At 52.3% G+C, this 22,992-nt stretch carries 16 protein-coding genes; 3 read left to right on the plus strand and 13 right to left on the minus strand.

Going from position 1 to position 22,992, the window contains the following annotated elements:
* Positions 1-58: 58 nt before the first annotated feature.
* On the minus strand, positions 59-1,333 hold the full coding sequence (locus ACJJIP_RS02055; protein WP_444946128.1) for a metal-dependent hydrolase family protein: 1,275 nt from the start codon (positions 1,331-1,333) through the stop codon (positions 59-61).
* A gap of 152 nt (positions 1,334-1,485) precedes the next feature.
* Positions 1,486-4,812, minus strand: a complete 3,327-nt coding sequence (gene pulA, locus ACJJIP_RS02060) for a pullulanase-type alpha-1,6-glucosidase (RefSeq protein WP_444946129.1) — start codon at positions 4,810-4,812, stop codon at positions 1,486-1,488.
* Between the two features lie 589 nt (positions 4,813-5,401).
* On the opposite strand from pulA, the gene rsgA reads away from it, so the two are divergent.
* The gene (rsgA, locus tag ACJJIP_RS02065) at positions 5,402-6,523 is read left to right on the plus strand and encodes a ribosome small subunit-dependent GTPase A (protein WP_444946130.1); all 1,122 of its coding nucleotides are present in this window, start codon (positions 5,402-5,404) and stop codon (positions 6,521-6,523) included.
* A gap of 90 nt (positions 6,524-6,613) precedes the next feature.
* Here rsgA and ACJJIP_RS02070 read toward each other — a convergent pair whose 3' ends face one another.
* A complete protein-coding gene (locus ACJJIP_RS02070; protein ID WP_020414519.1) occupies positions 6,614-6,931 on the minus strand; it encodes a DMT family transporter in 318 nt (105 codons plus the stop codon).
* A 293-nt stretch (positions 6,932-7,224) separates the two neighbouring features.
* On the opposite strand from ACJJIP_RS02070, the gene ACJJIP_RS02075 reads away from it, so the two are divergent.
* Positions 7,225-9,300, plus strand: coding sequence for a TonB-dependent receptor (locus tag ACJJIP_RS02075; RefSeq protein ID WP_444946131.1), 2,076 nt, complete (start codon positions 7,225-7,227; stop codon positions 9,298-9,300).
* A 67-nt stretch (positions 9,301-9,367) separates the two neighbouring features.
* Here ACJJIP_RS02075 and ACJJIP_RS02080 read toward each other — a convergent pair whose 3' ends face one another.
* The 5 genes from ACJJIP_RS02080 to ACJJIP_RS02100 all read right to left on the minus strand — a co-directional run bounded on the left by ACJJIP_RS02080 (position 9,368) and on the right by ACJJIP_RS02100 (position 16,087).
* Positions 9,368-11,218 carry a DUF885 domain-containing protein gene (locus tag ACJJIP_RS02080; protein WP_444946132.1) on the minus strand — a complete coding sequence of 617 codons (1,851 nt, stop codon included), beginning with the start codon at positions 11,216-11,218 and terminating at the stop codon, positions 9,368-9,370.
* 141 nt (positions 11,219-11,359) lie between these two features.
* Positions 11,360-13,276, minus strand: coding sequence for a 1-deoxy-D-xylulose-5-phosphate synthase (gene dxs, locus ACJJIP_RS02085; protein WP_444946133.1), 1,917 nt, complete (start codon positions 13,274-13,276; stop codon positions 11,360-11,362).
* Between the two features lie 93 nt (positions 13,277-13,369).
* Complete coding sequence (locus ACJJIP_RS02090; RefSeq protein ID WP_020414523.1) at positions 13,370-14,278, minus strand: polyprenyl synthetase family protein; 909 nt, start codon at positions 14,276-14,278, stop codon at positions 13,370-13,372.
* Positions 14,279-14,530, minus strand: a complete 252-nt coding sequence (locus ACJJIP_RS02095) for an exodeoxyribonuclease VII small subunit (RefSeq protein WP_020414524.1) — start codon at positions 14,528-14,530, stop codon at positions 14,279-14,281. It lies immediately after the preceding gene.
* A gap of 84 nt (positions 14,531-14,614) precedes the next feature.
* Positions 14,615-16,087 (minus strand): DUF7133 domain-containing protein, encoded by a 1,473-nt coding sequence (locus tag ACJJIP_RS02100; protein ID WP_020414525.1) that lies wholly within the window; start codon positions 16,085-16,087, stop codon positions 14,615-14,617.
* Positions 16,088-16,907: 820 nt separating this feature from the next.
* Here ACJJIP_RS02100 and ACJJIP_RS02105 point away from each other — a divergent pair.
* Positions 16,908-17,477 carry an HNH endonuclease gene (locus ACJJIP_RS02105; RefSeq protein WP_353375656.1) on the plus strand — a complete coding sequence of 190 codons (570 nt, stop codon included), beginning with the start codon at positions 16,908-16,910 and terminating at the stop codon, positions 17,475-17,477.
* Positions 17,478-17,580: 103 nt separating this feature from the next.
* Here the strand turns inward: ACJJIP_RS02105 and ACJJIP_RS02110 are convergent, their stop codons facing one another.
* From ACJJIP_RS02110 to ACJJIP_RS02130, 5 genes are all read right to left on the minus strand, one after another.
* On the minus strand, positions 17,581-18,591 hold the full coding sequence (locus ACJJIP_RS02110) for a D-alanine--D-alanine ligase (RefSeq protein ID WP_353375657.1): 1,011 nt from the start codon (positions 18,589-18,591) through the stop codon (positions 17,581-17,583).
* 4 nt (positions 18,592-18,595) lie between these two features.
* Complete coding sequence (gene mepA, locus ACJJIP_RS02115) at positions 18,596-19,501, minus strand: penicillin-insensitive murein endopeptidase (RefSeq protein ID WP_353375658.1); 906 nt, start codon at positions 19,499-19,501, stop codon at positions 18,596-18,598.
* 76 nt (positions 19,502-19,577) lie between these two features.
* Positions 19,578-20,651 carry a histidinol-phosphate transaminase gene (gene hisC / locus ACJJIP_RS02120; RefSeq protein ID WP_020414529.1) on the minus strand — a complete coding sequence of 358 codons (1,074 nt, stop codon included), beginning with the start codon at positions 20,649-20,651 and terminating at the stop codon, positions 19,578-19,580.
* Entirely contained in the window at positions 20,648-21,691 is a 1,044-nt protein-coding gene (locus tag ACJJIP_RS02125) for an FHA domain-containing protein (RefSeq protein WP_444946134.1), read from the minus strand. The genes hisC and ACJJIP_RS02125 overlap by 4 nt, the downstream gene beginning before the upstream one ends.
* On the minus strand, positions 21,682-22,980 hold the full coding sequence (locus tag ACJJIP_RS02130) for a S1C family serine protease (RefSeq protein WP_282952428.1): 1,299 nt from the start codon (positions 22,978-22,980) through the stop codon (positions 21,682-21,684). The genes ACJJIP_RS02125 and ACJJIP_RS02130 overlap by 10 nt, the downstream gene beginning before the upstream one ends.
* Positions 22,981-22,992 lie beyond the last annotated feature (12 nt).

Here is a 22,992-nt window from a genome sequence, read left to right on the forward strand (position 1 = left end):
AATTATTTAAAGCTGAGTTCGGATATTTCAAACTCGGTTTTAAACTATTCAGAGGCTTTTAATTCTTAAAGACCTTGCCCCCTTTCATCACAAAATCCACATCTAAAAGTTCATCGATATTATCCAGTGGCGAGCCATCGGTGGCGATAATATCGGCATACTTACCGGACTCAATGGTGCCCAGTGAATCGCTCATATCGATCAGGTCGGCGGCGTTAACGGTAGCGGATTGCAGGATGGCCATATTATCCATACCGGCTTCACTCATCAGGACCGCCTCGCGGGCATTGATGCCGTGTTTGGATACACCTGAGTCGGTGCCGAAAGCAATCTTTACTCCGGCATCGACCGCTTTACGGAAATTGCCGCGCATGTCCGTGCCAACACGTATGGCTTTTTCCTTCTGAGCCTCAGATAAAACATCGGTATTTTTTGCCAGCTGTACCACGGTATCACCGGCGAGAAGGGTCGGAACCAGGTAGGCGCCGGTTTCTTTAAATAGCTTATGGGCGCGGGGGCCCGCGTAGGTGCCGTGCTCAATACTGTCTACACCAGCCTCCAATGCGGCAATAATGCCTTCTTCCTGGTGCGCATGACTGGCTACCTTGCGCCCCATACGCTGGGCTGCCAGGACCACCTCTTTTAGCTCATCCATTTCCATCTGCTGGCCGGTACCTGTAGCGCGATCGGTAAGTACACCACCGGTAGAGGTAATCTTGATAAAGTCAGCGCCGTATTTGATCGCATGACGGGTCGCACGACGGCAATCGTAGGGGCCGTCGCATACAGTTCTGGTTTTGTCGTCATGCAACGCCATTAACTCGGGGCTGACCCCACTGATATCTGCATGCCCTCCGGTAATACCCACTCCGCCGGCTGCAATAATACGTGGGCCATCTACCCAGCCATTGTTGATTGCATCGCGCATTGCATACATTTCTTCACCGCTATTACCCGCATCGCGCACAGTGGTGAAACCAGATTTCAGAATACGCATGCCAAACATTTGCGAGCGCATTTGGGTCAGTGGCATGGACATCTTAAGGGTTTCGGAATCATTTTGGGGTCCCAGCTCATTTTGCAGGTGAACGTGCATATCCATTAAGCCCGGCATTACGAAGCTGTCCCTAAGATCAATGACTTCGGCATCATCTCTGTTCACATAACCAGGGCTGATGGAAGTAATCCTGCCATCCTCGATTATTACGCTTTGCTCTTTTAATGGTTTTTTACCGGGAACAGCAAGGAGTGTGCCTGCGTGGATAATGGTTTCTGCCAGCACTGAGGAAGAGAAAAGAGTCACTGCGATACCGCAGAGAAGGAAACGCTTCATGATTTGTACACCTATTTATTATTTAAGCACAAGCTAAATCAATCTGCGGAATATGACAATTGTGGGGTTATTACTTGGCGAGAGCCGGAAAAAAGTTTCTAAAAAATCCAAAAAAAGACCGGAAAATCCGGCCTTTTTTAATCTGTAGAGAATTAATATCTGCGGCGTGGCTGCACAAATACTGCGGTAGTTCGGCCGGGCAGAGTAAAGGTGCCGCTGCTCCTATCAAATTTCACTTTGTACAGGCGTGAGTCTACAGAGCGACGCTGACGTGGGTGCTTGAACAGGTACTCACCAATGAGGTTTTCGCTGCTAAATTCCAATGATTCGTCATCGCCATTAAACAGCACCACAATACGTTCAAAGCGGCGATCGATGTTGCCATTGGCATCGGATAACTCCATCACAATCAGCCCAGAAATCTGGTCGGGTCCGGTGTTGAGGAAATTGAGGTGTGCCTCTACGGACTCTGCATCAGACAAGCGGAACAGGGGAGAGCTGTTGCGAATCGCCAGCTGCTCGCGGAATAGAGCGGAGCTCCACAAGCGGTGCCGGCGCTCGGGAGCCAATTCCGGGTTTGCCAGTAAAGGTTGCATCAGGGACCAGTTATCTTCGTTTTTATCCGCGATAGGCAAACCTATACCCCAATTATCGGTGGCGAGGCTGAAGTCCAGTGCATTAAACCAGTCACCGGAATTGTAACTGTCCCGATCCATCGACTTTGAGCGCAGGAAATCCTGGCCTGCATGGATAAACGGCACTCCCTGGGCGAACAGAACCAGGGAATTACTGAATGCCTGGATACGCACTCGTTCAGCCAAGTCGGCGCTGTCGCTGGCTTTGATCTGTACTCCGTCGAACAGCGTCTCGTTGTCGTGGGCGGCAATATAATTAATGGATTCCTGCGGGTCGGCGGTATAGCCGGTGGGCTGGCCGTTATAGTCCAGCTCGCTGCCGGTAATGATATTGCCGTTGGCATCTTCAAAAGGATAATCCGCTAGGTTGCCGGCGAGGGAAACGCGGACTTTATCTGCCAGGGTTAGCAGTGTGGCACGCTCATCTTCTCCCTCAAACTTGCCGTTGCTGTCGGTGAACAGACCGGTACCAAAGCCCTGCTCCTCAAAGCCTCCGAAGGGGTTGCCGCCACGCACGGAATCGCGCAGGCGATCGTTAAAAGTGCCTATACCGCTGCCCGCCATATTGCCCTGGCGGGCCTGTACAAAGCGAGCATCGTCAGCCACCTCGCCAAAATTCCAGCCCTCGCCGTACAGGTAGATAGCGTTGCCATCGACACCATCGGCTGCCGGGGTCAGTGATTGCAATGCCGCTTGCGCCTTGAGGATATTGTCGAGGCTGTGGTGTCCCATCAGATCGAAACGGAAGCTGTCCACCTTATAGGCCCGGGACCAGGTGACCAGGGAATCGATCATCAGCTTTTCCATCATTGCGTGCTCACTGGCGGTATTTGCGCAGCAGCTGCTCATTTCCACACCGCCCTCCAGATTGCGGCGGTGATAATAGCCGGGGACGATTTTATCGAGTACGGAGTTGTCGTATTGGCCATAGGAGCTGGTGTGGTTGTAAACCACGTCCATCACCAGCCGTAGGCCGGAGTGGGATAACCCTTGCACCATTTGACGGAATTCGCGAATGCGCGCAGGTCCATCGGGAGCGCTGCTATAGCTGCCTTCGGGGACCGTGTAGTGCAATGGATCGTAGCCCCAGTTAAAGCCATCGGTATCGCGAACAGAATCCACCTGGGCCTGCTGCTCGCTGCTGTCCGATGCGTAGTCTGAGAGGTCCGGGGTTTGCTGCTGCTGCGTGCGATCCTCATTGACTGTGGCAAAGTCAAAGGCCGGCAGCAGGTGGATATGGGTGAGGCCGGCGCGGGCCAGTTTATTGAGGTGGCGCATGCCGTCGCTGTGCTTGCGGGTGAAAGCCTTGAAGGTGCCGCGCTCTGCTTCGGGGACAGTTTGATCCGCAATACTGAAATCGCGTACGTGCAGCTCGTAGACACTGATATCTTCCGGTTGGGTTAACTTGGGCTTGCGCAGGCGGTCCCAACCGCGCGGCTTCAGGTCCCGGTCATCCAGGTTGACGATCTGGCTTTTGCCGCTATTGATGGAGAGACTCAGGGAGTAGGGGTCGGTGACCAGGTTGGTTTCAATCTGGCGGCTGAAGTAGGAGTACACCTCGACCTCGTAGAGGTAAAAGCTGCGGTCCCACTGCTTATCGATATCGGCACTCCAAACCCCGGTAGATTCATCGCGCAGCATGGATACCACCTGATCGGCGCTATCGCTGCTGGAGTCTGTAAACAGGTGCAGCTTTACTGCCTGTGCGGTGGGTGCCCAAAGATCGAGTTGGATACTCTCCTCGCCGACACGGGCACCGAGTTCACCGTCGTAGTAAAAGCGGTCATCGAGCGCACCTGCCATCTGCACACCAGTCGCATCCAGTAAGTTGCCCTCCGCATCGTAAGCGGCGAGGGCGAGCTGCTGGGCGACCAGATCACTGGTGGAGGCCTGCCCTGGCAATTGCCAGGCACTGAAACTGGCCAGGTGTGGGAATTTTTGTTGGGCGCTGTCGGGCAGGGTGGCGAGAGGGGTGAGATCGATGGTGCCATCGGAACGGATATCACCGTCCTCCAGTTTTAGCTCGGCGCTGTTGCTGTAGTGCAATTTAACCTTGGTGCCTTCCTGCACCTGGATATCCCAGGCAAAGCTGCTGCTATCCACCCAGTGCGCTTTATCGCTGCTCAGGTCACCCTTGGCGAAGCCATCACTGCTGACGGTGATTTCTTTACTATTCGAGTCAAAAGCAAAGTAGATTTCGTCGTAATCGGCAGCCACGGTAAAGCTGACGTTGGCCCCATTGTTGCCGTAGCTCTCCTCCCAGCCTTCGTGCAGGGCTACCTTGAATTCATAGGAACCGGCAGGAAGCGCTGAGGTGATATAGGTGTAGGTGCCATCTCCATCGGCATCCTGCATCCAGCTGCGCAGGCAACCGGGTTGCCAGTCTCCCGGGCACCCCAGCAGGGATTGGAAGTTTCCGGCTACAGCGGTGACCACGCTATTGTGGTTGTCGGTGATCCAGTGAGTCTCGTGGTCGTAGATAAATTTAACTTCGCGGGCCTCATCCAGGCTGAGGGAAATATTACCGCCGTCCCGTTGGCCGCCCGAGCCATAATTTTCATCCCAGCTGTTGTTGAGAGCGGCTTTGTACTCCCAGTTGCCGGCGGGTATCCAAAAGCTGCCTTGCCATTTGTCGTCTTCGCTGTCATAGCGGAGCAGGGTGGCGACACAACCTGGTTGCCAGTCGCCATCGCAGCCCAGTTGGCTTTGTAGGTTGCCGGGAATATTGACCTCTGTGGGATCTGGTGTATCAGATGCCCAAACCGGTAATTGGATGGAGCAGAAGACTGCCCCCAGAATCAGCCCCGCCCTTGTGCCGGGCCCTGTAAATTTTGTTGTTGGCATAGCGCTTCCCATTTTTTTTGTACTTGTTGCGGTTCTCTCAATTGGTATTGAATCGCAGTCACGCATTGACGGCCTCCCACCCCGAGGAGGTGGAGGTCTGGGGGAGGTGGTTGGGGGTGTCATAAAACCTTTATAAATTCGTCACTTGGTGGAAACACCCGCAGGAGAAGATGCTTCTCGAGTAAACGCGATGGCGAAAGAAAAAGCCGGATCTATACTCAACTGATCGGGTTATGGTGAGTCGAGAAAGGTGATGCACTCGCTGTAATCGGATTCGAAGGCCGGCTTTTGCCGGCTTTGCTTTTTGTGGCGGGGCAATTACTAAGAGGCTTCCCGGGATTATCCTTGCTCCTATCCCCGGGTAGTGCTAATTTGCCCATAACCCGCCAGGTACTATGGCGGAGTCCAGAACTCAATAACTGCGGAGGATGATTGATGATTGTTGCAACCCTCCGTCGGGTCCAGTAGCAGCCTCCAGCTGCCCACGCCCGGCGATAGATTCCTAGACGTCGGGCTTTCCCTGAGAAAGCTCTGTTGGCCGCGTATCTGCGGTCGCTTGGTGCTTTGTTGCGCCCAGAGGGTTTCAATCTTGAGTAAATCTCACTTTACCCGCCGGTCTGTTAATAGATTCGGCACTAAATCCCCATCTATCAAAATTGAGCGGGAAGCTTCTCCGCTACAAAAGCTCGGTTGGAAGTCTTTTTTCCAACAGCAGGTGACGCTCGAAGAACTCGAACAGTGTTTGCCGCTGCGGGTTATGGCTGTACACCGCGGTCGCCTGGAATTGGCCGGCGAGCAGGGGGCTGTGTCCCTTCCCCTAACCGGGAGTCTTGTGGCTAATTTGCCGACGGTGGGGGATTGGTTGTTGTTAGAGAAGAGCAGTGGATATTTTGTGCGTTTGTTGAGCCGCAGCAGCCAGTTTGAGCGCATGGCACCTGGGGGGCATCAGGTGCAGATGATCGCTGCCAATGTCGATAGTGTTTTTATTGTTTCGTCCCTGAATGAGGACTTTAACCTCTCACGTATTGAGCGCTATTTGGCTCTGGCACGGGAGTCCGGTTGCCGCCCCCACCTGATACTGACTAAGGCCGACCTGTGTGAAGATACTGCCTCTTTTCTTCAGGCATTGCGCCCATTCGGTGAATTACCTGTTGCAATGGTAAATAGCCTGGATCGAGAGAGCGTGGCACAGCTGCGCCAGTGGTGCTTACCTGGGGAAACTATCGCGCTGTTAGGTTCTTCTGGAGTGGGTAAGTCCACTTTGCTAAATGCGCTGTCTGGCGAATCTCTGGCTGAGACTGGGACCATTCGTGAAGCTGACAGCAAAGGGCGCCACACCACACGGAAACGCTCTCTTCACTCCCTGAGTTGGGGAGCGTTGTTACTCGATAGTCCTGGGATGCGGGAGCTGGGGTTGGTGCATGTTGAAGGTGGCGTGGCGGAGACTTTCTCCGATATTGAGGCCTTGGCCAGGGAGTGTCGCTTCTCTGACTGCCGGCACCAGTCAGAGCCAGGCTGTGCGGTACAAGAGGCGATAACGGGCGGTTCGTTGGATGATCGGCGCTTGCGCAATTGGCAAAAACTGCAACAGGAACTAAGCCGTAACGGTCAAACTCTGGCGCAGAAACGGGCGGGGGAGAGAGCGCTATCCCAGATGTATCGATCTGTGCAAAACCAGGCGCGTAAGCGCAAGTATCACGGGGAGGATTGAAAGTAACTCCTGAATCTCTAATTTTTATAAGTGGTATGCAACCAGGGATAGAAGGGCAGCATTAGCAGCCCTTCAAAACTGTTATGTAAGCTAGCGAGCCAGTTTTAATGTGACAACCCCGACGATAATTAGCAGTACTCCGAGATATCGACCGAGGCTGGCCGTCTCACCAAAGAAAACGATTCCCATCAGAAAGGCACCGGCCGCACCGATACTTGTCCAAACCGCATAGGAAACTCCAATGGGGATTTCCCGCTGGGCCAACCACAGTAAAAATCCGCTGAGGCCAATAAACACAACAGCCATTACAACACCCAGCAGGCGGGTAGATACCTCCTGGGATATTTTCAGCCCCAGTACCCAACCAATCTCACAAAGACCAGCCAACAATAGGTAGAACCAGGCCATGCTTTTCCTCTTTAAAACGTAATTTTTAAAAAATTCCTATTTCATTCTCCTTTTGGAGGTTAGGTCGGAGAATAGCTAACTGCCACTTTACTTAAGAGTTTAGAGAAAATTGATCGACTAATATGCCGGTGGGGTGTCGCTACTGCGTGTTTTTACATTGGCACAGGTTTTGACTGGGAGCTTGATAGGCTAAGGCGGAAAGGGGAATTTGATAGTGGGAAGGGAGAGAATGGGAAAACTCTGCCCAGGTCCTGTATGGTTGACTGTAATCGAAGGAGAATCAAGCTGGAAGCATGTTAAAAAAAATCAAGAGTTTGGGGCTAATACTATTATCGGTCAGCCAGGTGGCTTGGTCCGACCAAGCGAATATCGAATCTGTCGTCGTTACAGCTAGTCGTGTTGAAAAACAGCTTCAGGAGTATCCTGAAAGCTTCTCTATGGTTGCCGGTCAGGAATTAAAGCTGATTAAGCACAATCATATCCAGCAAAGTTTAGCGCGAGTCCCTGGGGCCAATGTGGCAAGAGGCAACGGTCTGGAATATTTGCCCGCATTGCGTTCGCCAGTACTGTCAGGGGCTGGAGCCTGTGGCAGTGTGCTGACAATGGAGGATGGCATCCCTCTGCGGGCAAATGGATTCTGCAATATAAATGAGTTGTTTGAATCCCATAGTGAAGTGGCACAGCGAGTTGAAGTTATTCGCGGACCAGCCGGCACTCTGTATGGTTCCAACGCTATGCATGGTGTCGTGAATATTCTGAGTCCGGAAATTGAAGAAAATACAAAAGCCTTTTCTGGAACTTTAGGTTTTGAAGGTGGCCCCCATGATTACTATCGAACCAGTATTTCAGCTGAATCTGATCTTTCTAACGAAGGCAGAGTACGAGCAGATCTTTCCCTGGCATCTGATGGGGGTTATAGGGACCATTCTGGTTATGACCAGCAAAAGCTCAGTCTTTTGCACTCTGTTTCTACAGCGCAGACACAGATCCGTTCTCGTCTGGCAGTCACGAATTTAAATCAGGAAACAGCGGGTTATATCGAAGGACACAATGTCTATCGGGATGATCGGAGGGACAGGGAAAACCCGAACCCAGAAGCATTCCGCGATGCCTCCGCGGTACGGCTTTACTCTATTCTCGATATTGATTTGGGCTCGGGAAAAAAGCTATCACTGGCCCCTTATCTTAGAAAAACAGATATGCGTTTTCTACAGCACTATTTACCGGGGCAGGCGTTGGAAGAAAATGGCCAGGAGAGTATCGGCCTGCGAAGCAGCTATTTCTTTACCAGGGCAGGCAACCTGGAAATAGTAATGGGGCTAGATATGGAATTTACCCAAGGCTATTTACGAGAACTCCAGAAAGAGCCAACAGAGGGATCGGTTTTTTTACGGGAGACTATCCCCGTAGGTAAGCACTATGACTATCAAGTAGATGCTTACAGCGTTGCGCCTTTTACTTTGGCTACCTGGAATGCTACCGATACTTTAAAGCTCTACAGCGGCGTACGTTTAGAATCGGTACAGTATGACTACAACAATAAAATGCTGTCTGGCCGTACGGCCGAGGATGGTCTCCCTTGTGGCTTTGGTGGCTGTAGGTTTAGCCGGCCAGAAGACCGCAAAGACAGCTTCCAGAATTGGTCGCCCAAACTAGGAGCTACTTACGATCTCAAACCTGGCTTGCAGTTTTTTGTCAATATGGCCCAAGGACATCGGGTTCCCCAAGCAACAGAACTTTATCGTTTACAGCGAGAACAAACTGTTGCCGAATTGGATTCTGAACAAATCAGCAGTATTGAACTGGGGGTGCGAATTCTTAAAGAGCACCTTTCCTATGAACTTGTGGCTTATGGAATGCGCAAGCGCAATGTAATTTTTCGGGATACGGAGTACTTTAACCAATCCAGTGGGAAAACCTCACATCGCGGTGTGGAGATGGCGCTTGGCTATGCATTTGCCCAGAGCTGGCGACTGGAGACATCCTCCAGTTATGCGGAGCACCGCTACCGTGATGAGCGAGAGCTGCAGGGAGTGTTACTGGATGGTAATCTTGTGGATTCAGCCCCCAGGGCTTTCGGTAGCTACCGCCTGCAATGGCAACCCCGGCAAGAGATAACCGCTGAGCTGGAATGGTTACATCAGGCGCGCTACTTCACAGATCCCCAAAATCAGCATGAATATTCCGGGCACAATTTATTGAACCTGCGGGCCGAGTGGGTATTTGATCGCTGGGCTCTTTCTATAAGGGCGTTAAACCTTACCAATAAGGCCTACGCAGAGCGAGCGGACTACAGCAGCTTTGTTGGGGACAGATACTTTCCAGGGGAGCCACGCTCAATATATTTGTCAGTATCTTCCGAGTGGTGATTAGAGGGCTTTTAGCGGAGACTTCAGTCATAAAAAAGGGCAGGGAATTCCTGCCCTTTTAGTTTCTCTAGCCCGCCGATGCTTGCGATGTTGCTGGGGGAGAAGCCTGAGCCGATGCAGAGCCCTGACTTTCAATCCAGCTGTTCATTCGTGTCTCGAGAATATTTAAGGGCAGCGCGCCGGCGCCAAGAAGGGCGTCGTGGAAGCTGCGGATGTCAAAATTATTGTCTAGCTCTTCTTCTGCTTTTGCACGTAGCTCTTTAATTTTTAACTGCCCTAATTTATAGGCCAGTGCCTGTCCTGGCCAAACCAGGTAGCGATCAATTTCCACGGTGACATCGTGCAGAGGCTTGGCACTATTTTCCATAAAATAGTCAATTGCCTGCTCACGGCTCCAGCCCAGTTGATGCATGCCGGTGTCTACAACCAGGCGCACGGCGCGCCACATATCGTAGGTCAGTGCACCAAACTCGCTATAGGGATCTTTGTACAAACCCAGGTCATATCCGAGGCTCTCGGAGTAGAGGCCCCAGCCTTCCACAAAAGCGGTATAGAGAGCCATGCGTCGCAGTGGGTGAATATCACTTTGCTCCTGGGCCAGGGCAATCTGTAAGTGATGGCCAGGCATTGCCTCGTGTACCGTCAGCGCCTCCATTTCCCACTTGGGCCGGCTGGGCAGGTTGTAGGTGTTGGCAAAGAAAATACCTGCGCGGCCAGCCTCGTTGGAGCCTGGCAGGTAATAGGCCGTGGTTTGTGACTGCTCCGAGTAGCTGGGAATGGGTTTAACTCCATAGGGCAATCTGGGCAGGGTGCCAAACAGCGCGGGCAGCTCGCCATCGATGCGCTTGGCAATATCCCGGTAGTCTCTTAACAGGGCCTCACGGCTGGTGTGGTAAAAGCGTGGATCAGTGCGCAGGAATTCGGTAAAGGCCTTGAAATCTCCCTGGAAGCCAGTCTTTTGCATGACAGCTTGCATCTCTGCACGGATACGCTTGACTTCGGCCAACCCTATGCGGTGGATTTCCTCAGGGCTTAGTTCTGTAGTGGTGTTTTGCTCAACCTTATAGGCGTACCAGCGCAGGCCGTCATTGCGGCTGCTAAGAGCGATATTTTTCTGCGCACCGGGGATATAGTCACGCTCGATAAATTCAGCCATTTTCCGCCAGGCCGGCATTAACTGCTTGTTGTAGATATCCAGAGCACGTTGGCGCAGGCTCTGTTGCCTGGCAACCGGAATGCCCTTTGGCATGTCTGCGAAGACCTTGAGCAGCGGGCTCTGTTCCGGAGTTGCTGGAATCAGGGCGCGGATCTGCCTCGGTAAATCACGGAGGGTAATCTGTGGTGGAGTAATTTCCCTCCTGAGTCCCTCACGCATCAATTCCTGGGTTTGCTCAACCAGGGTTGGCAGCTTCTCCAATCGAGCCAGGATATCCTCGTAATCGGCCACCGAGCGGCGCGGCATACTAATTAGCACAGCTGGCACGCTGCGCTGGATACCGCTCATATGGGTCACAGGCTGTAGGTGATCGGGAAACTGGAAGCCTTTTACTTCACCGAGTAAATCCTGGTAAAGCAACTGGTAGTCCAGTTGTTGCTTTTCGGGCAACTCGCTGGCATCTAGATTGCGAGTAGCACCTAAAAGTCGACGGGTCTGTTCCTGCCGAACTTCGATGCCTCTCTTTGAGTTGTCCACCCAGCGGTCATTCTGTCCGGGGTAGCCTTCGTAGGTGGCCATGCTGGGATAGCTTTCCATAATCCACCGGTAGCGGAAGTCTTGCAAAGCTATCAACTGCTCCGAGGCATTCTCAGAGGGAAGGGCTTTAAAGGCCTTTCTGAAAGCTTTCTGGTCCATGGCGGTAGCACTGAAACTGGCAAGCAGGCCTATGGAAGTGACAAGGGCTTTTTTAAAAAACGACATCTTTCCCCCGAATCCAAGCAGAAATTGATAGAAAAAGGGCCAGTAAAAAGCCCCAGTCGCGCCCGCAGTACCTGAATAAAGCTGGACACACTATTGAAGTTATTGGTTCGTTGGACTGGGAAGGTCCTGGAACGAACCCGATTAGTTGGCCGCTGCCGTGCGCCCCTTGAAGTTGTGTTGGTTAAGCATCTGCAGTCGGCGATGTATCTGCTCCTCAATTCCGGCAGCATCAAGACCGATTCCGGCAAGCAGGTCCTTATGCTTACCGTGCTCGATAATTTGGTCTGGCAGACCTAACTGCAATACAGGCATGGTTCTGGCAGTAGTATTAAGGTACTCAAGCACTGCGCTGCCGGCTCCACCGGCAATGGTGTTCTCTTCGATGGTCACCAGCAATTGGTGGCTATCCGCCAGCTCGTCAATGAGCGACTCATCCAATGGTTTGACCCAGCGCATATCGGCGAGAGTGGCGCCAAGGCGCTCCGCAGCTGCCATAGCGGGGGCTAGCAGGGTACCGAAATTCAATATCGCCACGCCGCTGCCCTCGCGGAGTAAACGGCCCTTGCCGATGGGAAGCTCTCGCATCTCTTCTTCGATCGTAGCGCCCATGCCGGTACCGCGCGGATAACGCACAGCGGCGGGACCATTGTGGCAGTAGGCGGTATACAGTAACTGGCGGCACTCGTTTTCGTCGCTGGGCGCTGCGATGGCGAGATAGGGCAGGCAGCGCATAAAGGTCAGATCGAAGCTGCCTGCATGGGTTGGGCCATCTTCACCAACAAGGCCGGCGCGGTCGATGGCGAAGGTGACATCCAGGTTTTGGATGGCAACATCATGCACCATTTGGTCATAGCCGCGCTGCAGGAAAGTAGAGTAAATGGCCACAACCGGCTTTTGGCCCTCGCAGGCGAGGCCGGCGGCGAGAGTAACAGCGTGCTGCTCGGCAATGGCTACGTCTTGGAAGCGCTGTGGAAAACGTTTGGAAAACTCCACCATGCCGGAGCCCTCACACATGGCGGGTGTAATAGCTATAAGCCGCTCATCCTGGGCGGCAGTGTCACACAGCCACTGGCCGAAGATATCCTGATATTTGGGCAGCTTCTTTTTGCCTGGCACTGCAACTTGAACTTTACTCTCCGGTTCCAGTTTGTTCAGTGCATGGTATCCGACAGGGTCGGCCTCCGCCGGACCGAAGCCCTTGCCTTTGGTAGTGGCTATATGCAGTAGCTGGGGACCGGGCTGGCTGCGCAGGTTGCGCAGGGTGTGCACCAGATCGTGCATATTATGGCCGTCCAGTGGGCCGACATAGTTGAATCCCAGTTCCTCGAAAAGTGTACCAGGGGTAATCATGCCCTTGACGTGCTCTTCTGTACGTCGTGCCAGCTGCCAGGCCTTGGGTATCGCAGACAGGATCTTGCGGCTGCCCTCGCGCATATTGAGGTAGGTCTTGCTGGCAAGGATCTTGGCAAAATAGGTGGCCAGTCCGCCGACGTTTTTCGAGATCGACATACTGTTGTCATTGAGAACAACCAACATATCCCGACCGGTATGAGATGCGTGATTGAGCGCCTCGAAGGCCATACCTGCGGTCATGGCGCCGTCTCCGATAACCGCTACGACTTTACGCTCATCGGGGGAGCCCAGGGCCATACCCAGGGCCGCGCCGATAGAGGTACTGGAGTGACCGACTCCGAAAGTGTCGTAGGGGCTCTCGCTGCGCTTGGGGAAGCCTGATAGGCCGCCCTGCTGGCGCATGGTGAGCATCTGTTCGCGGCGACCTGTGAGAATCTTGTGCGGGTAGGTCTGGTGGCCTACATCCCACACCAGGCGGTCTTCTGGAGTGTTATAGATATAGTGGAGGGCGATAGTCAGTTCCACCACGCCGAGACCGGCGCCGAAGTGTCCGCCGGTTTGGCCGACACAGTACAACAGGTATTCGCGCAGCTGGTTGGCGAGTTCGGGCAACTGGCGTTCGTCAAGCGCGCGCAGTTGGGCTGGCTCGTCGATAGAGTCGAGCAGCGGCGTATGAGGGCGTGAGCGTGGAATGTCTTCGAGCATCAATCGTATCAATGGCTACAGATAATGATAGTGAGGGGGATTGTATGCCCGTGACAGGCATATTGCATCCCAAAGGGGGACGGACGCCCCACTCTAGTGGCTGCGCTGGACGATATAATCAGCGAGCTCTCGCAGTAATGAGGTATCGCCAGGCAGTGTAACCAGGGCATCAAGGGCCTGGTTGTGCAGTCCCTGCAACTTCTCCCGAGCGCCGTCTACGCCAAGAAGGGAGACATAAGTAGGTTTGTTCAGCAGCGCGTCTGCACCCTGGGGCTTACCTAAAACCTCAGTATCTGCAGTGATATCGAGGATATCGTCCTGTACCTGGAAAGCCAGGCCAATAGCTTGCGCATAGTGACTAATAGTTTGTAGCTGGACACTGTTGGCGCCACCGAGTAGAGCACCCATTCGTGCACTGGCGCAGATCAGCATGCCAGTTTTCAGGCGATGCATAGGCTCCAGTTGTTCCAGAGTAAGGGTTTTGTTTACAGAGTCCAGGTCGATAGCCTGGCCCGCAACCATTCCCCGGCTGCCAGACGCTGTCGTCAGCTCCTGTAAAAGTTGTAACTTGAGTGCAGGCTCAGTGTTATCTGCCAGTAGCAGTTCAAATGCTTGGGTTTGAAGCGCATCGCCGGCAAGGATTGCTGTGGCTTCGTCAAAGGCGATATGGCAGGTAGGGCGGCCCCGGCGCAGATCGTCGTCATCCATTGCTGGTAGGTCATCGTGGACCAGGGAGTAGGCGTGGATACACTCTAGGGCCGCCGCGGTTGCATCACATTTAGCTGGATCAAAATCTACTCCATAAAAGACTTTGGCACTGGCATATACCAGGGCCGGACGCAGGCGTTTGCCTGGGCCCAATGCGGCATAGCGCATAGCCTCAAAGAGTTTTTCGGCATTGGGGGCAGGTTGCTTGAGGACTTCCTTGATTCGTGCTTCAACCCTTGTGGCTGCATCATGGAGAAAGGCCCGCAGTGTTACGGGTGCGGTTTTACTACTCACTCAGGCATCATCCGCGGAATCATCGGTATCGAATGGTAGCTCGCGAATATTACCGCTCTCTTCCATCAGCAGTTTGACCTTCTGCTCGGCGCTGGCCAGTTTTTTCTGGCACTCACGGGTGAGCTTTACTCCACGTTCGAAGTCAGCCAGGGCCTCTTCAAGAGGCAGGTCTCCGGCCTCAAGGCGTTCCACCAATTCTTCCAGGGCCTCCAGGCTTTCTTCAAAAGTTGCTGATTTTTTCTTTGCCGCCATAGCATCGCCTCTTAATTCCGAGGCAACCTTAGCCGCTGGCGCGACAAGGGTCAATTAGAGTGCACTCGCTTCCTAGTAGCTGAGCTATCTCAGGGCCTCGAGAGATAACAGGTAATGGGCCAGTGCTTTTTTCTGCTGATCCGTAAAGTTGTATCTAGGCATAGGAGGCGTCGGTGCATCGAAATAACTGGCAAGTGTCTCCAAGGTGTATTTTTTGCTCAGTTCTTTCAAGGGCACTTGTTGTTGGTGGCAATGAGCGCAGTCATGTTCCTGGTAGAGGGCTTTGCCTTCGCGAGCGGCGTCGGAGTCTATTGTAGGTGGTTTTCTGGGAGTATTATTAGTGACCTTGAGAGGATAGGGGGCCGAGGCTTTTAGCATGCTACCGGGAGACAGGTGGTAAATCGCCCCGGCGTAGTCGTCGGTAATATAAATTGAGCCCTGGCTATCTTCAGCAATGGCCACTGGTCGACCAGAAACTTCTTTGCGATCGTCACTGAGAAACCCCCAAAGGAAATCCCGCTGGGTGATATCCCCACTTTCATCCCAGTGTAGGGATACCACTTTGTAACCGTCTTTGACGCTGCGATTCCAAGAGCCGTGCAGGGCTACGAGAGCTGCCCCCCGGTAGTCTTCCGGTTGTTCCGGGCTGCGCAGGAAGCGAATACCCAATGGCGCATTGTGTGCGGCAAATTCGTGTACCGGAGGAACTGAGGATGCGATCATCTCTTTTACTGTCGGGTTTTCATCACCAATGAAATCTGGGTCGGGTATCCGGTCTCCATAGGCATAGGGCCAGCCATAGAACTTGTCTGGCCGAATTAGGTTGAGCTCATCGGGTGGGAGGTCGTCGCCGAGCCAGTCGCGGCCATTGTCTGTGGCATATAAACCGCCATCTTTTGGGGACCAGTCGAATCCAACGCTATTGCGAAGTCCAGTGGCAAGGATTTTAAAGTCACTGCCATCTGGCCGCATACGCATTATCGTGGCGCGCCGTGGGTCTTTCTCGATGCAGACGTTGCAGCTGGAACCGCTGCTCAGATACAGCCAGCCGTCTGGACCCATTTCAATGGTTTTGGTCCAGTGACCGCTGTCCTCCAGGTTTTCGATAATCCTTTGGTAACTTCCAGCAAGGCGCCCATCGGAATGATCGAGTGGAACCCGCCCAACGGCATCGCTCTCTGCGATATAAAGCCAGTTTTCATGTAGAGCTAGACCGTGGGGCCGGTTTAAGTTATCGATTAATACCCGCTGGGCATCCGCTTGTCCGTCGCCGTTACGGTCTGGGGATAGCAGAGATACCTGTCCCTTTTTTGGCTGCGAGACGAGGATGTCGCCTGAGCGGGTGATCACCAGCCAGCGTGCCCCGGGAACATCGTCGGCAAATAGTTGAAGATTGTATCCCTGAGCGTTTGAGAGCCCACTTAAAACCTGCTGCTCGGTAGTTTTAATGCCACCAAAAAGTTGGCGCCAAGGAACACTTATTCCTGAAGCAACTGCGGATAAGGCGCCTGAAACTACAGCGGTAAAGATAAGCAAAAAAATTAGCGTATATTTCAACGTTATTTTCCCTAATTGGATTGCACTTGAAATAAAGGTGTTTATAGTGGCCGCGCTCACCTAATTACCCTTGTTTTACCACAGCGTGTCTACAGGGTCTCCCCCTCCTTTGTGAAGGAAATATTTCACTTTGTGAGATATGTCTTACACAAATTTCAGCAGATTACCCCTACTTTTTTCTCGCTTGATGTCCATAATTAACTGGCAGGGACGCAAAAGGGACTGCACCTCTGCGGCAAAGGATAAATGGATTGCGCCGCTCGCCCTAAGGATATGGGCACCATCCTGTGAGACGCACCGCCCGGGCCGGATTGCCTGGGCGGTGTTTTAATTATTGTGCCCAAACTTCCTCATATTTTTATTTAAATAAAATCTATTAATGTTTTTCTTTTCCACTCCTCGGACGGTTTAAGAGAGTGAGTTTACTCTTGATGGTGGCTTCAGCTGTCTGGAATTTGTAATATTTATCCGCTTTAATAATGATAGGCCGGCCAAAATTGCTCGGGCTGGCGGAGGGTGGCGCATTCAGTAATCTACTTTCAGCAGTGCCCATTTTGCCCCAGACATCATCGAGTTGTTGGGGTGCTGTTTTCTTGTCGGTGAAATTATTAGCAGGTTATTGCACTTTTCCTGTCATAGTTTTTATTTTTTCAACACTGAAATCTCTCTTACAGATTGAATTCCACCCCAAACCTTTCTATCCGACCTATCAAGGTTGCCTGTATACAAACAGCCAATTTTTAAAATTATTTAGCCTGCTGGCTGTGATGACTTTCGGTATGAGTCGGGTTTTTCCGTTTGACTGCGGGGAGGCGAGGTCATGCAAGCAAGAATTTTACGCCTGAATTTGGCAGGGCAGCCACTGGAATGGCTTACATGGCAGGAGGCTTCCTGCCTGTATGTGCGGGATTTGGTCACATGGTCACTCGGGGGGATTGTGCAGCGGGTACGTGGTGGTTTCAATCGTAGCGGTAAGCGTTCCACATTGGATCTGGCGGCAATCATTGCCTGTGGTGGTGCCAGAATGGCGCGCCCGCGCATCCGACCTCCACTGACAAACCGGGCGCTATTTTTTCGTGATGCTCACACCTGCCTGTACTGTGGCGTGCCCTTTAAATCTATCGATCTGACCCGTGATCATGTTATGCCTGTATCCAAAGGAGGCTTGGATTCCTGGGAAAATGTGGTAACAGCTTGCAGGCGTTGTAATCAGCACAAAGGAAGTCATTTGTTGGAAGACATTGATATGGAATTATTGGCATTGCCATTTTGCCCAAATGCGGCGGAATACCTGGCGCTAATTAACAGTGAGCGTATTCGAGGTGACCAAATGGAATTCTTGCGTGGTCAGTTCTCTCGGCGCAGGCAGCAGGGATGGTTACACCTCTGATTGGCAGATAGATTGAAAAAGTAAAATAAATGTCAGATATAAAAAGGGGCCTATTGCCCCTTTTGGTTTTTCAGATTTCGAACGGTTAATAACTATTTTCTAACTACCGATCCTGTATCGATTCAGATACTGCAGCACGAATCAGGCCTGTCAGGTATTCGGTAAAATCGTGGCCATAGTTCTCCATCATTTTTGGGAACATGGAGTTGGGTGTCATACCTGGAAAAGTGTTTACCTCATTGAGGTAAAGCTCGTTATTATCGGTCAGGAAAAAGTCGATACGGGACAAATCTTTTAGCTTTAAGGCTTTAAAAGTACGCATCGAAACTTCTCGAATCCATTCCAGCTGTTCTTCGCTCAGTCCCTCCGCTTCAATAAAAGTTTCAGCGCGGCTGCCAGCAGCATATTTTTCCTTATAAGTGTAAAAAGTATCTGATGGAGCGCGTACTTCGCCGGGACGAGTGGCGATTAGCTCTTGCTCAAAGGTATAGACTGCCACTTCCAGTTCACGCGCATTCAAGGCTTTTTCTACCAAAACATAGGGGGAGAGAGTAAAGGCTTCTTCAATTGCGCTTACTAATTCTTCCTTGCGAGTAATTTTGAAGCAACCTACTGAGGAACCCTGGTTGGAGGCCTTTACAAATATCGCCTCCCACTCCTCCAGCGCTGCGTGAGCTTTATTCAGCTCCTCAGCTTCCATGCTGTGCAAAAAAAGATAGGGTGTGTTGTCTATTCCCAGCGCACTCAGCCACATCTTGGTTTTGATTTTGTTAAAGCAAATTTTGCTGGCTTCAGGTGCGGACCCGAAGTAGGGGATACCAAACATATCCAGCTGGGATTGCAGGTCACCTGTCTCACCGGGGTAACCGTGGATGGAGGGAATAACGTAATCGACGTTCCAGGCATTGCCCTCTTCATCACGAATCTTGCGGTCGTAAAAGATATGGTAAACCCGGCCCTGTTTATCGGTGAGGCAGCCACTTGCATCCATTTCCACCCGCTTCAGGGCAATATCTTCGGCTTGTGTCAGCTGCGCTTCAATAAAATCCGCGGTACGCAGGGACACTTCGTGCTCGCTGCCGCCACCGCCACAGATAAGCAAAGTGTTGATCATAGATTTATTCCGTCGTGGTGCCGGCAGGGGGTGCCAATAGTACCTGCTGGCATTGCTGCGGCATCGTCTTAGGTTTGGGCTTTGTCGGTTGGGGCTTGGTGCCGTTTAGTATTGCGTAGAATTCCTCGCTAAACCACCAGTCCAGGTCGTTGCCACAGGGATCTGTTCGCACCGGTGCCTGGGGTTTGCAATCGCTGCTTCCCTCGGGGCAAGCCAAGCGTACATGGAAGTGATAGTTATGTCCCCACCAGGGGCGCACTTTGCGCAGCCATTCGTTATCCCTGCCCACAACTTCACACAACTGGCGCTTGATTGTGGGATGTACAAAGATACGTTCCACCCTCTGGTCTTCTGCTGCCATACGCAGGATTTTGGGGACTCGCTCATCCCAGTTTTCGTCAATAAGGCGATGTTTTTTTGCATCTGCCAGAGGAATAGCGGAGATATTATCGCGCTCCCACTGCGTGAGTGGTCGCTTGGCAGCACGCCGATCCTGGGAGTACCAGATATCCACATCCAGGCCGGTTTGGTGGCTGCTATGCCCACCGCTGCCAAAGGGGCCGCCGCGGGCCATGGACATATCGCCAATCTGGATTCTGCCCAGATCATTCTGTGCCACACTTTGCGAAAAGTCTTTTAGGAAGGCGATAGTATCCGGGTGCGCAAAATGGCGTTCGCGGCCTGTGCGCACCAGTTGATAACCCTCACCGCGCAAGGGCAGGGTTTCTCCCCCCGCAAGGCAGCCATTGGTGTAGGTGCCAATGCTGGAGGCCGCCTGAGCGCTGGGCTTTTCAGTTTCTTCCCAGGGGTTGGCCTGGGCGATGCTGCTGAGAACGATTGAGGTAATGGCCAGGGCGCGGGCAATCAACCTGGGGTGTTTGATGGAGGGGGACGTTGATGGAAAGTACATAGTTCCCATGTTACCGGTAAGTCACTGTAGTCGGATCGCAGTTAAGCGGACCCGACGAGTATAGACAGGTTGCCTGCTAGCTCTGTGACGCAAGTATCTCTTTGCAGTTCCGTATAAGCTGGTCCATTTCATCATCTGTGCCAATGGAAATTCTCAGGTAATCACTGATACGGGGCTTGTTGAAGTAGCGCACCAGGATATTCCGCTCACGCAGTGCCAGGTATAGGGCTTCAGCCCCTGGCTCCGGTGGCTTCGCCAGAATGAAATTTGCCTTGGAAGGCACGACCTGGAAGCCCAGCTCCTGTAAGGCTGCCCCACTACGCTGGCGCGTAGCGATGACCTTGCCGCAGTTATCTGCATGCCAGGCGCGATCGCGTATTGCGGCGGTTGCAACCTGTTGGGCAATGGAGTCTATTGGATAAGAGTTAAAGGAGTTCTTGGCGCGAAGCAATCCCTCAATCAAATGTTCCTGTCCCATTGCAAAACCGAGGCGCAGGCCGGCCAAGGCATAGGACTTGGATAGGGTGTGGATCACCAATAAATTAGGGTATTGATCAATCAACTGGGTGGCACTTTCTCCGCCAAAATCGATATAGGCTTCGTCAATAATTACTACCCGTTCTGAATGCAGGCGCAATAACTCTTTGATTTGATCGAGTGGTAAGTAGCGGCCAGTTGGTGCGTTGGGGTTGGGAATAATGATACCCCCGGCATTACCGGCATAGTCCTCTACAGCAAGGGTGAAATCCTCGCGTAGAGGGATGGTTTTAGGTTCTATATCAAAAAGCTGGCAGTACACCGGATAAAAGCTGTAGGTGATATCGGGGAATAGCAGAGGGTCGCTGCGACGGAAAAAACTGTAGAAACTCAGCGCAAGGACTTCATCTGAGCCATTGCCTACAAATATTTGATTGCTATTGAGATCGTAGCGCTCCGCAATAGCTTCGCGTAACTCAAGGGATTCCGGATCCGGGTATCGACGCAGAGCATCAGCGAAATCGCCTTGTGCTAATAGTGAGAGCGCCCCCGGCGAGGCAGGGTAAGGGTTCTCATTAGTATTGAGCTTGACCAGGTTTTTACTATTGGCTTGTTCGCCTGGAGTATAAGGTTCCAGTTGCTCCAGTCCAGGGCTCCAAAATGACTTGTTCATTGCCCAACCTCCGCGTTGCTGCTTGTGTCTTCTGCGGTAGAGCTGTCCATGTTCCCCGGTTCCGACTCTTCTTTCTCGATGGCAATATCAAATAGCGCTGTTGAGCCGGCGATAAAATCCTGCATCGGCACCGGTCTACGTAGTAGCATATTATCGTACTTGAGTTCGGTGGAAATCTCCGGTGCCTCACTGAAATCATTGAGCTTGCTGAGGCTTTCAACCAGGCTGAGCCCTAAAAAGCCGATGGGTAATACCATCGATACAGCCCAACGCCAGCCGCGTCCAAGATTGGTGGCCAGGTAGCAGGCACACCAGAGCATGGCTGGCAGAATGATCGCGAGCACGAGGAAGTCGAGAGCCTCCATCATATCGCCGATAGCGAAGTTGTAGTTCAACACCCCACTGAACCACTCCCAAACGGTATAGCTTAGGGCGCCTATAGCGGCGATAGACAGGTGGGCAAAGAAGTGGGTTTCATGTTTTACCACTCTGCCAATGAAAGCCCATGCACCGGCATAAATCACCAGGCCGATGGTAGCACTTGCCAATATATTGATGGCAAGTGTCCATTCATAGCTACGTGCATAGTTGAGGTAACTGAGTAGCACCGTGGAGCAGGCCACAGCCAATACTAGCAATATGGCGTTCAAGGGGCGGGATAGGCCTGAAAACAAACTTTCCAGAGAGTGCAGTGGGGTAGCTGCTGGCACAGCATCATCAGAGTAGAACAGGCGCAGCCGGGATTTGCCACATTGCACTATATCCCCAGAGGTAATCTGATGTGAGGAGATTTCTCCAGGCTTGACCGACTTGTCCTGCAGGTTACCTAATAGCTGGCTGCCATTAACTGAATTAAGGTCATGCAGAACGTAGCTGCCGTCTTCTTCATGGCGTATTTCAGCGTGGCGGCCATCGGCGTGAATATCTTCTAGGATAGCATCGTTGCTGAAAGCGCGACCCAGAGTGAATTTTTCCCCATCCATGCAGTAACGCATTTGTACCCGATGGGCACGGTTGAGTTCTTCAATAATCAGTGCCATTGGATCTCGCTCGTGAACTTCTCGGTAAAGGCGTCGGCGGACTCCTGGGTAAAACCAGAGAGGGTAAAGTGGCTCACCAGTGCACGGTTTTTCTGGTCCACACTGAGGCTCAGAAAGAAGATGTCATATAAATTGGGAAAATCTTTATAACGTCTTACGCAATAACTGGTACGCGCAATCAGTGGTTTTTTACTGCGGTCTGGTTTTGATACCGGGCCATTGCCAGTACGCGGTTGCGAAGTAAAGCCCTGGCGACAGTGGAAATTAGTTACGTCTTCTTCGCCAGCGCTGTTGCCAGGATAAAACGTGCTCATTTGTTGTTCATATTCTGCGTAAAAGCGTGCAGGCAGCAAGTTGTCGGCCTCCAGCCAGAAAAATTCATACTCCACTCTGCCGGTATTGAACTCGTCAGAAAGGAAAATAACATCTTGCCCAGTGCAGCCCTTGTCGATGCGCTTTATAGGGCTATCGTCATCATCCTGCGTATTGCCCCAGCACTTAATGGCCGGCACGATTTCCCCAACTACCTTTGCTTCACCAAGTGAACGGCGTTTCCAGTCGGCCTGCAGGATGGAGTTGATAATTCGCTGCTGGTTGTCGACAAGCTGCTGGTAAGTCACAGCCTTTAAGTCCAGGGCTTCGTCGCGCTGATGGTAGTGCTCTACTAGCGTGGATAGCTTATCTACTGGTACCAGGAAGCTCACTTGATTTCCAGCAGTGGCGACATTAATACCTACCACTTGGCCTCGGGTATTGATTGCTGGGCCGCCACTCATTCCTGGGTTGATGGAACCGGCGAAGTGGATACGATCATAAAAACTGCCGCCGGCAATACCATTGTAGGTGCCTGGAATCAGTGTCATACCCAGATCCAAAGGGTTGCCGAGTGAAACAATGGTTTCACCCTTCTTGGGGGTGTCGGTGGCAAGTTGAAGATACTCCTTACCTGGATTGTCCTGGCGCAGTAGGGCCAGATCGTTCACTACATCTATATCCAGCAACTCCAGTGTGCCTTTAGTGCCGTCAGTGGATAGATACTCCAGAGTGTATTTTTCAGGATCACTGACGGCCTGAGCGACTACATGGTAATTGGTGGCAAGTAACCCATCAGCTGAGATTTGGAACCCGGAACCGAGACCGGCTTTGGAGTTGGAGGATTTTTCGATCAGGCGAATCTGGTAGAGGCTGCCGCGGTAGTCGCTGTAAAGCTGCTCGTATCCCTGGGCCAGCACCATTGCAGAAAGGCAACAAAGTACCCAGGCCAGAAGGCATGCGGAAATTTTCGGCATTTTTGTTTGATT

This window comes from Microbulbifer variabilis, assembly GCF_052467165.1.